We start from the raw sequence: 13,375 nt of genomic DNA, 5'->3' as shown, positions 1-13,375 counted from the left end.
ATTGATGATGCGCGATGAACGTACCCTGCGGGTTCTGGATACGGGCCTGAGACGGGCCGCCGAGAACCTGGCCCTGAACCGCTCCCTGCTGGAATGTCATCAGGAGGGGCACTCCCCCCATACCCTGCGCTTCCTGCGTTTCGAGCCCTCGGCCCTGGTGGGGTTTCACCAGAACGTGGACCAGGAACTGCTCACCGAAGTCTGCCGCGCCGAGGGCATCGATATCCAGCGCCGCATCACCGGTGGCGGCGCCATCTATTTCGATCCCACCCAGATCGGCTGGGAGCTCTACGTGGACAAGCGTTTCGTGGGCTCGTCGGACATGGAAAAGATCGCCGGGCGCATTTGCCGCGCGGCGGCCCGGGGCATCAGCCGGCTGGGGGTGGATGCCCGGTTCCGTCCCCGCAACGACATCGAGGTGGACGGGCGCAAGATCTCCGGCACGGGAGGGGCCTTCGATGGCGACTCCATCATGTACCAGGGCACCCTGCTCATCGACTTCGACGTGGAACGCATGCTGCGGGTGCTGCGCATCCCCGCCGAGAAACTGTCCGACAAGGCCATCGCCTCCGCCCGGGACCGGGTGGCCAACCTGCGTGAACTCCTGGGCGAACTGCCGCCGCTGGAGACCATCCAGCAATCACTGGCCGAAGCCTTTGCCGAAACCTTCAATGTGGACCTGGCCCCCGCTGATAGCATGGATGGCGTGGAACAGAGCCGTTTCGAACAGGCCCTGCGGGAAATGGACAGCGACGAGTGGATCTACCAGCGCAACCGACCGGCGGTGGATTCGCCGCTGCTGGAAGCCGTGCACCGCGCCCCCGGGGGGCTGATGCGGGCCGGGGTCAGCCTGGATCGGGAGCGGGGGCGCATCGGCCAGGTGTGGATCACCGGTGATTTCTTCACCAACCCCCGGCGCATGCTGGTGGACCTGGAGGCGGCCCTGCGCGGCATTGCCGTGGTGGACCTGGAGCGCACCCTGCACGATTTCTTCGACGACTACCCGGTGGAGATGCTCATGCTCACCCGGGATGACTTCATCCGCGTGCTGCGTCTGGCCCTGGATTCGGACGACGCCGCGCCAGCCAACGGTGACAACCCCACCCATGCCGTCGGTTGACGTCCTGGTGGTGGGGCTGGGCCCGGCCGGGGGCAGTGCCGCCCGGGTGGCCGCCGCGGAGGGCCTGTCGGTGCTGGGCATCGACCGACGGGCGGTGATCGGCCAGCCCGTGCAATGCGCCGAGTTCATCCCCCTGCCCATGGGCAGCTATGCCCGGGACCCGGGCGTGTTCTCCCAGCCCATCCGGCACATGACCACCCTGTTGCCCTCCGGGGCCAGCCAGGCATCGGATTTCCCCGGCATCATGATCGACCGGGCAGCCTTCGATCAGGCCATCGCCGCGCGAGCCCGGGCACAAGGTGCCACCCTCTGGACCGACGCCATGCTGCTGGAGGTGGATCCCGAGGCCCGCCGCGCCCGGGTGCGCCACAAAGGCCAGGAGCAGACCATCACCTTCCGCGCCCTGGTGGCCGCCGATGGCCCCCATTCCCCGGTGGCCGCCCAGCTGGGCTGGCCCGCCCTCGAGATCGTACAGACCCGTCAGTACACCGTCCCCCTGACACAGCCCCGGGACGACACCGTGATCTGGCTCTCCCCCGACTACCCGGGCGGCTATGCCTGGCTGTTCCCCCGCGAGGGGCAGGCCAACCTGGGCCTGGGTATGGACAAGACCCTGGCCCCGGACCTCAAGACCCCTCTGGATGCCTTGCACCGGGAACTGGTGCAGTCCGGCTGGGTGGGGGAGGCGATCCTGAGCCGCACCGGCGGTTCCATCCCCGTGGGCGGACTGCGCCCGCGCGTGTTCGAGGGCGCGGTGGTGTTCGCCGGCGATGCGGCGGGCCTGACGCATCCCATCACCGGCGGCGGCATTGCCCCGGCCGTGGTCTCCGGCGAACTGGCGGGGGAGGCGGTGGCTGCCTGGTTGGGGGGCGACGAGGCGGCCCTGGCGGATTATCAGGAAGACCTGTGCGACCGCTACGGCCCCAGCCTGGAGCGGGCTGTGGCCCGGCGCCGGGAACTGGGCCGCGTTTGGCATCGGCCCGAGGCCCGCGAGGATGCCGTGCACCGGCGTGGCTGGATTGCGTTTGGCGAATACTTCAATGATCCCATCGTCCAGTGAACGGTGCGGATCCAAGAGACAGACGTGCGGGCTGACACCGCACCAGAGGAGGAGACATCCATGAGCACCCCGGAGAGCATGGTCGCCGACGAACCCGTGAACTTCTATCGGCCCGATCCCTATATCAAGACCCCGGAGATGCGTTCGCCCGAGTACGTGCAGATGTCCACGGCGGCGGCCATTACCCTGGGGCTGGTGCGGGGCTGGATGCACCGCACCGACTGCACCCATTGCCTCAACCTGCTGGTCACCTATCCCGAGGGCTGCCGGGCCAACTGCAGCTACTGCGGCCTGGCCCGCCACCGGGAGGAATCCCAGGACTATGCCGATCGCAACTTCATCCGCGTGGACTGGCCCACCGCCCGTTACGAGGACGTGATCCGGCGCATGCAGGAAGGCGCGGACCGGGGCCGGTTCGAGCGCATGTGCATCTCCATGATCACCCATCCGGACTCCGACGCCGACACCCTGGCGCTGCTCAAACGCTGGGTGGAAGCCGTACCCCACATCCCGGCCTCCATCCTCTCCAACCCCACCTCCATGTCCCGGAACGACCTGGTGCAGCTCAAGGAGGCGGGGGCCCAGATCTTCACCGTGGCCCTGGATGCGGCCACACCACAGATCTTCGAGCGCACCCGGGGCGCCACCGTGGACAGCCCCCACCGCTGGGACAAGTACTGGGAAACCCTGGAATGGGCCGCCGAGATCTACGGACCGGAGCGCTTTGGCGTGCACCTGATCTGCGGCATGGGCGAGACGGAACAGGAAATGCTGGAAGTGTGTCAGCGAGTGCGGGACATGGGGGGTCACAACCACCTGTTTGCCTTCTTCCCCGAAGAGGGCTCGCTGATGGAGGACTGGTCCCCGGTGCCCCGGGCCCAGTGGCGTCGGGTGCAGCTGGCCCGCTACATCATCGACTTCATGGATGTCCGGGTGGAAGACATGCGCTTCAACGCCGCCGGCGAGGTGGTGGAATACGGGCTGGAACCGGCGGAACTGGAGGCCCTGATCAACGAAGGCACCCCCTTCCGCACCTCCGGCTGCCCGGGTCGCTCGGACGAGGACACCGTCTCGGCCTGCACCCGCCCCTATGGCGACTCCAGCCCCACGGACATCATGTCGTTCCCCTTCGCCCTCAATGAGCGGGATGTGGCCGTGGTGCGCCGGCAGATGGCGGGGGAGTCGGTGGGCACCTTCGATCACGACGCCGACTGAAGGCCCGGCCCGGGAGGCCCGATGAAAAAGATCGACATCACCAACGTCAGCGACCTGCGCAATCAGCTCAACCGCTACCGGCAGGGCAAGAAGTTCGACATCCACCAGTTCAATCAGGTGGCCCGCCTGGCCTGGCTGGGCAAGGTGCTGATGCAGCCCCTGGAGCCCGAGGACGAGACCTGCAAGGCCTTTCTCATCTATGTGGAACAGCCGGACGAACTGGTGTCCCATTGCCTCAGCCCCGACCAGGACCTGGTGGGGCAGATGCACATCGTCGACGGTCAGCAGGCGCAGGCCCTGATCCAAATCCTCAAGCTGGGGGTGGAGGAGCGGGCCAAACTCTACGACGACCTGTCCCGGTCGGATTTCTACTTACGCTACTTCTCCTGAGGCGCCATGGCACCCCAAGACCCCGCCGACCTGGGGCAGGGCCCCACCATCGAGTCCCGCATGGAGCGGCGCTTCATCGTCATGAGCACCCGGGATGCCCTGCTGCAGTCACTGGAGCCGCTGACGCCGGCGGGCTGGACGCAGGTGACGGGGACGGACCTGGACGATATCGGCCCCTGGAACGAACTCCTGCTGCATCGCTTCATGGTGCTGGATCTGGATGATCCCGAGGCCTTCGATCCGCTGGACGTGATCCAGACCCTGCGCATGCAGTACCAGATCAATCTGCCGGTGTTCTGCGTGGGGGGCGATGCGGATCTGCAGGGAGACATGCGCCTGGCCCGGGCGGACCGGTTTTTCACCGAGGCAGAACTGCAGGAGATGCTGCCCCGGTTTTTCGAGCTCTACGGCTGGGGAGGCTGAACCCGATCAGCCCACCCAGGCATGTTCCGTGGTGTCGATACGGATGTCCTGGGTGAAGGTTTCGCCGTTGCCCTCAATGCTGAGGGTGCCCACCCGGGTGCCGGCGGTGTCGTACTTGAAACGGCAGTCGAAGGTGCCGGGCATCGGGACCTGCGTCTCGCACAGGGTCTTGCCCTCGGCCACAAAGCGGGCCTTGGCGCTGCCGGTGCCGTTCAACACGGCCTGCAGCCGGAATTCCTTGCCCACCGGGCGGCGATAGAACTCCGGGTCGCGATTGGCGTTGTACTGCAGGTTGTTCAGTTTGACCAGCTTGACCAGTGCCATCGGCTACCTCAGTGTCGTCTTGTTTAAGGTTATGTTTATATAACCACATATCCATGCAGCATCGATAGCCCGGGAACCTCGTGAGCGAAAAAAATCATCTCATCCCCGGCGCCGCCACCCGCGCCGCCACCCAGGCCTACGCCGAGGCCCATCAAAGCGCCGGCCGGGTGGCCGAGGGGCATTACAGCGACTTCCCCCGGGAACACCTGCGCCTGTCCAGCCTGGGCGTGGGCAGCTTCGGCGGTGAACCCAGCGCCGCCGTGGACGCCCGCATCAGCGCCATCGTGGCCCGGGCCCTGGGTGCCGGCATCAACGTGATCGACACCGGCGCCCACTACCGCTACGGCCGCTCCCTGGCCGCCGTGGGCGCCGGCGTGCGCACCGCCCTGGAGGCCGGCGTGCCCCGGGAGGCCATGTTCCTGGTCTCCAAGGGCGGCTTTCTCACCCTGCGCGGCGGCCCACCCGCCGACATGGCCCAGTGGTTCCAGGACGAGATCACCGCTCAGGGGCTGGGCAGCCGCGAACAACTGGCCAAGGGCGCCCACCTGCTCACCCCCGAATACCTGAACTACCAACTGGAGCTGTCCCGCCACCTCATGGGCGTGGAAACCCTGGACGCCTTCCTGGTGGACCAACCCGAGGTCCACATCCCCGAGTGCGGCAAGGAGGCCGCCCTGCAACGACTGGAGCCCGTGTTCGAGATGCTCGAGCGCGCCGTGCAGGAAGGCCGCCTCCGCCGCTACGGCCTCTCCACCTTCGAGAGCTTCCGCGTGGAGACCGACGCCCCCCTGTTCCTCTCCCTGACCTCCCTGGTGGGCCTGGCAGAGCGCGCCGCCCGCACCGTCACCGGCGACCCCCAGGCCCGGCACCACTTCAAGCTGGTGATGATGCCCTTCAACCAGGTGATGCTGGAGGGCTTCACCCGCTTCAACACCGCCACCGGCCAGGGCAACGTGGCCTCCCCCATCCAGGCCGCCCACCAACTCCAACTCTACCTCATGGCCTCCCACACCCTCCTCAAAGGCCACCTGGGCAACCAGTCCGTGGACACGGTTGCCCGCGCCTTGGCCGACCTGCCCAATCCTGCCCAAAGGGCACTGCAGTTCAATCGATCGACGCCTGGGGTGGGGACCAGCCTGGTCGGGATCAGTACACCGGAGCATCTGGAGGATGTGCTGGCAGTGGCGGGGCTGCCGGTGATGGCGAGGCAGGCTTATTTGGGGATGTTTGAGAGGGTGGGGGAGTGAAGGGGGTTGGAGGTGCAGAGTTGATGCAGATCACCCTTCCGAGTTGTCCCTATTGGCAAGTCCTGCTTGAAACGTGAAATGGGTTTGGGAATCGGATAGCCTTAAAATCAGGATCACGCAGCGGCACGGAAAAGGACATGGAATACAGGGAAGCGGTACGGCCTGAATGGGGTAGGGTGGGTCCATCTCACCACGATCAGTCCCCGGTCAAATTCCACGCGCTGTACGCGAAGCCGCAGGCATTCCATCAATCTCGTCCCGGTCCTGTAGAGCAGAGAGGCGACCAGCCAAGGAACCCCCGCCAATTCACCAAGCATGCGCCCCACTTCTTCCCTGGAGGGCACCGTGGGCGCCTCTCCATCGCAATGGTGGATGAATCTGCAGATCCAGCCCATATAGGATTTCTCCATCCTGAAGGATATGTTGCGAGTTCGCATCACCGCAAGCAGTTTTTCAAAATCACTCTGATCACACCTTTCCGTGTGCGCCAATCTCAACAGATTCCAAATATCATCAATGGCTTGGATGTGCGGCCGGGGCAGCGGCCCACATCCTGAACCCTCTTGAACGCCCTAGAGTGCAGACAGGGGAATGCCCACGGTTCTTGCCCCGGAATCACTCATCCGCCAGCTGTTGCTTGGAAGGGCTCAAATTCTATTTCAGTTACACCAGATAAGGAAACTATAAGATGAAAGCGGTTCTAAAGACATTCGTATTGTCCATTTTATTTTTGGCTCCTTTCGTCTCACTTTCTGGGGAGATGGATCAAGCCAGGCTGTGTATAACGTCTAGTTGGAAGGCGGTAGATAATGCAGGGAAATGTGAAGCTGGTCAAAAGATCGCGTTTTTGCCGCGTTCATTTGGAAATGAACAGTTACCAATCATGTTTATTGCATTTAATTGTGATGTGCGGTTTGCAGTAAGTTTGACTAAAGGCGGTGCAGTATGTGTTTTTTATCCAATCAGGCAAGTCGTTGAATAATGTCGACGTTTTAAACTTGGCGCGTCGTTTTTGCTCCCGCGACCATAAACGCCCCGGCATTGCCAGGCAGCCTCGCTTCAGGCCGATCGCACCAACTCGGCCTTCGAAAGTTTTTTCAACACCTCATTGATCTGGTTCACCGCTACATCGATGTCACCATCGCTCGTGGCAAAACCGGGACTGAAGCGGATCGAAGAGTCCGCCGCATCGCTGCTCAGGCCGATGGCCTTCAGAACATGCGACGGTTCTGGTATGCCCGACGTGCAGGCGGACCCGGTCGATGCCGCGAGATGTGGCTGCAAGGCAGCCAGGATGTCGTGGGCCGCAAATCCGATGAACCTGATATTCGCGTTTCCGGGATGCCGGGCTTGGCCTTCCGGGCCGTTCAATGTGATCGGCCATCCTAGTAGTTTCAGCCCGGCAACGAGCTTGTCTCGCTTCCGGCGCAATTCCAGGCGTCGGTCCTCAGCGGTCGCGTCGGCAAACATTTCTGCCGCCACGCCCATACCGACGCAGAGCGGAACGGGCACCGTACCCGACCGCAAACCGTTCTGCTGGCCGCCGCCGTAGATCAATGGCTCGATCCGATCTTGCAGTTCCCGTGCAATGTAGGCGGCTCCGATCCCTTTCGGTCCGCACATCTTGTGCGCCGAAAGGCTCAGAAGATCGACCTGTTTGGCCAAAGTGCTCAGATCTAGTGCGACCGGCGCTTGCGCCGCGTCGCAGTGAAACACCGCACCGTAATGCCTCGCGACTTTCGATAGAGCCTCGATATCCTGTATCGTTCCGATTTCGTTATTAACGGCCATGATCGATACAAGAAAAACATCGTCATCGAGCGCGTGTTCGAGTGTTGATACTTCCACGAAACCTTCCGAATTGACCGGAAGGTGCTCGACTTTGAAACCATGATGATCTTCGAGCGCGCGTCCTGCCGCCAGAACGCATTTGTGCTCGGCGCTACCGAGCAGGATGCGGCGGCGGGTGCCGGAGATCACGCGCCGTCCGAGCCCCAGCAAGGCGAGGTTGTTCGCTTCGGTCGCCCCAGAGGTGAAGATGATCTCATCGGGGTCCGCGCCGATCAGCCGCGCGACTCGCGCGGCTGCATTGTCCACGACACGCGATGTGTCCCACCCGAGGATGTGATCCGATGAATGCGGATTGCCGAAAGATTCGCTGAAATACGGCGTCATTTCGGCTAAAACACGTGCATCGACCGGAGTCGTCGCCTGATGGTCGAGATATATCGTTTTTCCGATTTTCATGTTTCCTCAATGACATAGAGGCTCAAAGCCCTGCGGGTTGCCGCTTTCCGGCATCGGCTCGCTTCTGGAGCCCGTCTCCAGCATGCATTGACCGTAGCACGCCATTCGGGGTACAGTCGAGCTGGACGCATCATCCAGCAGCCCGAGGGAGACATGGCGCGCGGACCGCTTTTTCAGAATGACTACAGCCCGCAGTTTTCGGGGCACGAAACCTTCCCGTTGCGCTACGGGTGGCTGAAAAAGGCGTTCGACCGCGTCGCCGAGACAGAGTCCGAAACCGACAACCGCGCTGCGTGTTGGGACGACGAGGCCATAGCGCGTTTCGGTGTCGGCAAGAACATGGTCGGCTCCATCCGCTATTGGGCGAAAGCGGCGCGAATTATCCGGGAGCCTGCCACCAACACGGTTGAAACCACCGAACTCGGCCGGTTGCTGTTCGGTCCCGGTGGACTCGATCCGTGGATGGAATATCCCGCAACTCTTTGGCTTCTTCACTGGCAGTTCGCGGCACACCCTGAACGAACCACTTGGTTCTGGGCGTTCAGCCATTACCCCGCCATTACGTTTGAGCGAGACGGCTTGATCCGGAAACTGGACCGCCTTGCGAGCGATCGCGGATGGTCGCGCGTTGCGCAAACCACGCTCAAGAACGACGTGGCCTGTTTCATTCGCACCTACGTCGCGCGGCAGCCGTCCGGGAAGTCCGGGCATGACGATGCCCTTGAGTCACCGCTGACGGAGTTGGGGCTCATCAAAGCCATAGGCAAGAACGACGGATTTCGCTTCGTGCGCGGTCCGAAATCGACCTTGGGCGACGGCGTATTCGCTTACGCCCTCGTTGATTTCTGGTCTCGCTTCTATCCCAACGCCGCCACGCTGTCCTTCGAGGCCATTGCCCACGCGCCGGGCAGTCCGGGGCGCGTGTTCCAATTCGACGAGAACGACGTGGCCGACCGCCTCGCTGTGCTCGACGATGCTACGGACGGCGCACTCCGGTGGTCGGAAACCGCCGGACTCAAGCAGGTTGTCCGCAACATCGAGATCGGCGAAGAGACGGCGCTTTCCAGGCTGCCCGGCGACTACGCTTCGCGCCCCGGGAAAGAGGCCGCCTAATGCTACTAAAGGAGCGCGTCCGCATCGCCCGCCGTTTCCTGAGATCGGTCCGCATCGACACCGACCTCGGGGACGCCGCTGCCCTCGACGGCTTTGCCTGCCCGCAATCCTCAGCGGAAGTTCTCGCCACGATGGCGCGGCACGTGTCCGAGACCGGACAGGGCGCATTCACCTGGACCGGCCCCTACGGCAGCGGCAAATCCAGCCTTGCCGTTGCGCTGGCCGCGCTGTTGAACGGCGATGTCGGATTGCAAAAACAGGCGGCGAAGGTTTTCGGGCAGAGCCTGACGAATACGATCCGGAAAGCCTTGCCGACAGGCACGAAGGGATGGCGCATCCTTCCCGTCGTCGGTACACGCGCAGATCCCGTTACAGTCATAGGTGAAGCCGCCAAAAGAGCCGGGCTTGTGCCGCGCGTACCGCGCGGCGGATGGACCGAGACCAACCTGATAGAGACGCTTACCGACGCGGCCGCATGTAAGCCGAAGACCCATGGCGGGCTTGTCCTCTTCATCGACGAAATGGGTAAGTTTCTCGAAGCCGCCGCGCAGGACGGCTCGGATATCTACATCCTTCAGCAGCTCGCCGAAGCGGCTTCACGCAGCAACGGGCGTCTCCTGATCGTCGGCGTGCTGCACCAGGCATTTGAGGAATACGCGCACCGGCTCTCGCATGACATGCGGGACGAATGGGCGAAGATACAGGGCCGGTTCATCGACCTTGTCGTCGATACGGCGGGTGAAGAACAAATCGACCTCATCTCCCGTGCGATAGAGAGCGATCATGTCGCGAAGAAGCCGGGCGCTCTTGCGTCTTCGGTCGCCGCATTCGCGCGGCGCGATCGGCCTCGAGAGGACGCTTCGCGGCTGGCTTCGATGCTTGAGGACTGCTGGCCGCTGCACCCGGTCGTCGCCGCGCTACTTGGCCCGATTTCGCGGCGGCGTTTCGGCCAGAACCAGCGCAGTATTTTCGGATTCCTCAATTCATCCGAACTGCACGGATTTCAGAACTTCCTGAACCATGCGAAGGACGGCGAACTCTACGGCCCCGACCGGCTGTGGGACTATCTGCGCGCCAACCTCGAGCCGTCCATACTGGCTTCGCCTGACGGACACCGGTGGGCGCTGGCGGCCGAAGTGCTGGAACGCTGCGAGTCCCTTGGCGGCGATGCGCTGCATGTCAGGTTGCTCAAGACCATTGCCGTGATCGACCTGTTCAAGGAACGCTCGGGCCTACTTCCGAATTCCGAATTGCTGCAATCCTGCTTTCCCGACACGCCGCAAAAGGCAATTGAGAAGGCGCTTTCCGACCTCGACGGCTGGTCGCTCACGATCTTCAAAAAGTTTCTCGACGCCCGCGCCATTTTCGCCGGCAGCGACTTCGATATCGAACGGGCCGTCCGGACGGCGCTCGATGAAATCGACGAGATCGACTTCGGGCACCTGAAGTCGCTTGCCGGTCTTCAGCCGATCCTCGCCAAGCGCCACTACCACGAAACCGGCGCCATGCGGTGGTTCGATGTGAACATCGTGCCGGTCAGCGACATCGTCGAGTTCGCCGCCGGATTTGAGCCGGAAAATGGCTCGATCGGACAGTTTCTGCTGGCGATCCCGATTGAGGGAGAAAAAGAGGGACGGGCTGAAAAGCTTTGCCGGGAAGCGGCCTCCCACAGCGGGAAGGGCAAGGGCGATATCGTCGTCGGCATTTCCAAACAGTCATGGGCCGTCGTGCCGCTGGCCCGGGAACTGATCGCGCTGGAAAACGTCAGCAACAGTCACCCCGAACTGGCCGGAGACCAGGTTGCCCGACGGGAGGTTTCGGCCCGGCTTGCTGCGTTGCAGGCGCTTTTGGAAACCGAACTGCACAAAGCCTTCGACAATGCGCTGTGGTTCCGCAAAAAACATCACAAAAAGCGGCTGCAACAGGCCGATCTGAACAGCATCGCCTCGGAACTGGCGGACCGCCGCTTCCCCGAGAGCCCGCGTCTTCATAACGAATTGCTCAACCGGCAACAGCCGTCCGGCAGCGCCGTAATGGCGCAGAACAAGTTGCTGCACCGCATGGTCGTCAATGAAGGCGACGCGCGGCTCGGTATCGATGGCTACCCGGCCGAAGGCGGGCTGTTTGCTTCCATCCTGGAAAAAACCCGCCTGTACGTCCGGCAGGGCAAGACGTTCCGGTTCGTTGCGCCCACGGACGGTGACGATCCGTGCGGTCTCGCGCCGATGTGGCAGGCCGCCTTCGAATACGTAAAAAAGAATGCCGAACGGACGGTGACCGTTTCGGAGATTTTCGAGCTGTGGCGCGATCCGCCGTTCGGCGTCAAAGACGGCCTGATGCCGCTTCTCGCCGTCGCGTTCATCCAGTCCCAGCGTGACAAGCTTGCGGTTTACCGCGAGGGAATTTTCAGGGTCCGGTTCGACGATGTAGATGCCGATTATCTCGCCAAGGACGCGACCGTCATCCAGTTGCGCTGGATGGACCTGACGGATATCGCGCGGCGTCTTTTGTCGGATATGGCGGAAGTCGTTCGCGATCTCGATCAGACCAACGAGCTTGTGCATCTTGAACCCATCGACGTTGGTCGCGGGTTGATGTCCATATTCGAGCAGTTGCCGAACTGGACGACACGGACAATGCGCCTGTCCGCCAACGCGGCGCGCATTCGCGACCTGTTCAAACGCGCGCACGATCCGAACCGATTCCTGTTCGATGATATTCCGGGAACCCTCGGAGAGGACGTGGCGCTAGACACGGATGCCGATCTGCGCCGGGTGATAGAGAGTGTCCGCGACGGGCTCGAAGAGCTGGTGCAGGCTTATCCGTCCATGCTGCATCGCATGCGCGACCTGATGCTCGCCGAATTGCAGGTGCCGAACATTTCGTCGCAGTCTCTCGCGGAGCTGCGTGAGCGCGCCGAGAATATCAGACAGCTCGCCGGCGACTTCCGGCTCGACGCCTTCGTCGGTCGGCTGGCCCGCTTCGACGGTTCGGACGAGAGTTTCGAGGGGATTGCCAGTCTGGCCGCGAACAAGCCGCCGCGCGACTGGGTCGATCCCGACCTTGACCAGGCAGCGATCGAGGTCGCCGATATGGCGCAGAAATTCCTTCGCGCGGAAACCTACGCACGCGTCAAGGGCCGTCCCGACAAGCGTCATGCGATGGCCGTCGTTATCGGCACGAACGGACGGCCCGCGCCGATTCTTGAAGAATTCTATCTTGCGGACTCGGACCGCGCAGCCGTAAACGCGCTCATAGACCGTGTCGAAGCGGCGCTCGACGAATCCGACACAACCAGGCGCAGCATCATTCTCGCTGCGCTGGCGGAACTGAGCACGCGCTACATGCAAAAGCCTGCACTGCCCAAGAAGAACGGGAAAGGAAGAGCTGCGTCTTGATGAACGGTCCTGTGAGACACGTCCTTGGTCTTTCCGGGGGCCGCGACAGCGCGGCTCTTGCCGTCTACATGCGTCAGCATCTTCCTGAGCTGAAAATCGAATATTTCTTCACGGACACCGGCAAAGAGCTGCCCGAAGTCTACGAATATCTCGGGCGGCTGGAGGGCTTTCTCGGGCAACCGATATTGCGACTGAATCCCGACCGCGACTTCGATTTCTGGCTCAAGCAGTACAATGATTTCCTGCCGTCGCCCCAGACGCGCTGGTGCACGCGGCAGCTCAAGCTTCGCCCGTTCGAGCGCTGGCTACGCCCAATGCTCGACGACGGCATTACGGTGTACAGCTACGTCGCCATCCGCAGTGACGAGGAATACCGTGACGGGTATTCCTCGAAGCATGACAAGCTGATCGTGAAGCTGCCGTTCAAGGAAGCCGGAATCGACAAGGCCGGCGTCCTCGATGTCCTGGAAGGGGCCGGGCTCGGCTTGCCGAAATATTACGAGTGGCGGACCCGCAGCGGCTGCACCTTCTGCTTCTTCCAGCAGAAAATTGAATGGGTGCGGCTTAAGGAGCAACACCCGGACGCATTCGAAGAGGCTAAAGCGTATGAGAAGGACGCTGTCGAACACGGTTCCCCGTTCACCTGGAGCCAGGGCGAATCTCTCGAAGAGCTGCAGCAGCCGGAGCGCGTCGCGCAGATCAGGGAAGAGCACGAACAACGGCTTGCCCGCATGAAGTCGAAGGTTCAGCCGAACCCGCTCCGGCCGGACAGCGAGCCGCTGGATATCGACGACCTGTACGGCAAGGCCAAAGTCTGTCTGGCGTGTCACAAATAAAG

General features: G+C 62.7%; 12 protein-coding genes. 10 read left to right on the top strand and 2 right to left on the bottom strand.

Annotated features, from left to right (window positions below):
• The first annotated feature begins 7 nt into the window (after positions 1-7).
• From ECTHA_RS0104435 to ECTHA_RS0104415, 5 genes are read left to right on the top strand one after another with little or no spacing between them, the layout of a single operon-like run.
• Positions 8-1,120, top strand: coding sequence for a lipoyl protein ligase domain-containing protein (locus ECTHA_RS0104435; RefSeq protein ID WP_026623531.1), 1,113 nt, complete (start codon positions 8-10; stop codon positions 1,118-1,120).
• Positions 1,107-2,180, top strand: a complete 1,074-nt coding sequence (locus ECTHA_RS0104430) for a geranylgeranyl reductase family protein (RefSeq protein WP_025282103.1) — start codon at positions 1,107-1,109, stop codon at positions 2,178-2,180. The genes ECTHA_RS0104435 and ECTHA_RS0104430 overlap by 14 nt, the downstream gene beginning before the upstream one ends.
• Positions 2,181-2,240: 60 nt before the next feature.
• Positions 2,241-3,395, top strand: coding sequence for a radical SAM protein (locus ECTHA_RS0104425; RefSeq protein ID WP_025282102.1), 1,155 nt, complete (start codon positions 2,241-2,243; stop codon positions 3,393-3,395).
• A gap of 21 nt (positions 3,396-3,416) precedes the next feature.
• Positions 3,417-3,785: a hypothetical protein gene (locus tag ECTHA_RS17085; protein WP_025282101.1), complete on the top strand. Its 369-nt coding sequence runs from the start codon at positions 3,417-3,419 to the stop codon at positions 3,783-3,785.
• Positions 3,786-3,791: 6 nt separating this feature from the next.
• The gene (locus tag ECTHA_RS0104415; protein WP_025282100.1) at positions 3,792-4,208 is read left to right on the top strand and encodes a hypothetical protein; all 417 of its coding nucleotides are present in this window, start codon (positions 3,792-3,794) and stop codon (positions 4,206-4,208) included.
• 6 nt (positions 4,209-4,214) lie between these two features.
• Here ECTHA_RS0104415 and ECTHA_RS0104410 read toward each other — a convergent pair whose 3' ends face one another.
• Complete coding sequence (locus tag ECTHA_RS0104410; RefSeq protein WP_025282099.1) at positions 4,215-4,532, bottom strand: hypothetical protein; 318 nt, start codon at positions 4,530-4,532, stop codon at positions 4,215-4,217.
• Positions 4,533-4,612: 80 nt separating this feature from the next.
• Between ECTHA_RS0104410 and ECTHA_RS0104405 the strand changes: the two genes are divergently transcribed.
• Entirely contained in the window at positions 4,613-5,779 is a 1,167-nt protein-coding gene (locus ECTHA_RS0104405; protein WP_025282098.1) for an aldo/keto reductase, read from the top strand.
• A 688-nt stretch (positions 5,780-6,467) separates the two neighbouring features.
• A complete protein-coding gene (locus ECTHA_RS19315; protein WP_084306702.1) occupies positions 6,468-6,761 on the top strand; it encodes a hypothetical protein in 294 nt (97 codons plus the stop codon).
• A gap of 77 nt (positions 6,762-6,838) precedes the next feature.
• Here ECTHA_RS19315 and ECTHA_RS17075 read toward each other — a convergent pair whose 3' ends face one another.
• Positions 6,839-8,026, bottom strand: a complete 1,188-nt coding sequence (locus tag ECTHA_RS17075; RefSeq protein ID WP_025280559.1) for a cysteine desulfurase family protein — start codon at positions 8,024-8,026, stop codon at positions 6,839-6,841.
• 153 nt (positions 8,027-8,179) lie between these two features.
• Between ECTHA_RS17075 and ECTHA_RS0104390 the strand changes: the two genes are divergently transcribed.
• From ECTHA_RS0104390 to ECTHA_RS0104380, 3 genes are read left to right on the top strand one after another with little or no spacing between them, the layout of a single operon-like run.
• A complete protein-coding gene (locus ECTHA_RS0104390; protein WP_025280558.1) occupies positions 8,180-9,139 on the top strand; it encodes a DUF4007 family protein in 960 nt (319 codons plus the stop codon).
• Entirely contained in the window at positions 9,139-12,537 is a 3,399-nt protein-coding gene (locus ECTHA_RS0104385; RefSeq protein ID WP_025280557.1) for a hypothetical protein, read from the top strand. The genes ECTHA_RS0104390 and ECTHA_RS0104385 overlap by 1 nt, the downstream gene beginning before the upstream one ends.
• Positions 12,537-13,373, top strand: a complete 837-nt coding sequence (locus ECTHA_RS0104380; RefSeq protein ID WP_025280556.1) for a phosphoadenosine phosphosulfate reductase family protein — start codon at positions 12,537-12,539, stop codon at positions 13,371-13,373. Before ECTHA_RS0104385 ends, ECTHA_RS0104380 begins: the two co-directional genes overlap by 1 nt.
• Positions 13,374-13,375: the final 2 nt, after the last annotated feature.

It is taken from the genome of Ectothiorhodospira haloalkaliphila ATCC 51935, assembly GCF_000633935.1.
Taxonomy (GTDB): domain Bacteria; phylum Pseudomonadota; class Gammaproteobacteria; order Ectothiorhodospirales; family Ectothiorhodospiraceae; genus Ectothiorhodospira; species Ectothiorhodospira haloalkaliphila.
The sequence above is the reverse complement of the archived record's forward strand: the minus strand, read 5'-3'. Positions and strand labels throughout refer to the sequence as shown.

Bases quoted from the DNA above. Each gene is read 5' to 3' on its own strand.
- ECTHA_RS17075 (WP_025280559.1), bottom strand. From the start codon at position 8,026: ATGAAAATCGGAAAAACGATATATCTCGACCATCAGGCGACGACTCCG.
- ECTHA_RS0104385 (WP_025280557.1), top strand. From the start codon at position 9,139: ATGCTACTAAAGGAGCGCGTCCGCATCGCCCGCCGTTTCCTGAGATCG.
- ECTHA_RS0104390 (WP_025280558.1), top strand. From the start codon at position 8,180: ATGGCGCGCGGACCGCTTTTTCAGAATGACTACAGCCCGCAGTTTTCG.
- ECTHA_RS0104415 (WP_025282100.1), top strand. From the start codon at position 3,792: ATGGCACCCCAAGACCCCGCCGACCTGGGGCAGGGCCCCACCATCGAG.
- ECTHA_RS0104380 (WP_025280556.1), top strand. From the start codon at position 12,537: ATGAACGGTCCTGTGAGACACGTCCTTGGTCTTTCCGGGGGCCGCGAC.
- ECTHA_RS0104410 (WP_025282099.1), bottom strand. From the start codon at position 4,532: ATGGCACTGGTCAAGCTGGTCAAACTGAACAACCTGCAGTACAACGCC.
- ECTHA_RS17085 (WP_025282101.1), top strand. From the start codon at position 3,417: ATGAAAAAGATCGACATCACCAACGTCAGCGACCTGCGCAATCAGCTC.
- ECTHA_RS0104435 (WP_026623531.1), top strand. From the start codon at position 8: ATGCGCGATGAACGTACCCTGCGGGTTCTGGATACGGGCCTGAGACGG.
- ECTHA_RS0104425 (WP_025282102.1), top strand. From the start codon at position 2,241: ATGAGCACCCCGGAGAGCATGGTCGCCGACGAACCCGTGAACTTCTAT.
- ECTHA_RS0104430 (WP_025282103.1), top strand. From the start codon at position 1,107: ATGCCGTCGGTTGACGTCCTGGTGGTGGGGCTGGGCCCGGCCGGGGGC.
- ECTHA_RS19315 (WP_084306702.1), top strand. From the start codon at position 6,468: ATGAAAGCGGTTCTAAAGACATTCGTATTGTCCATTTTATTTTTGGCT.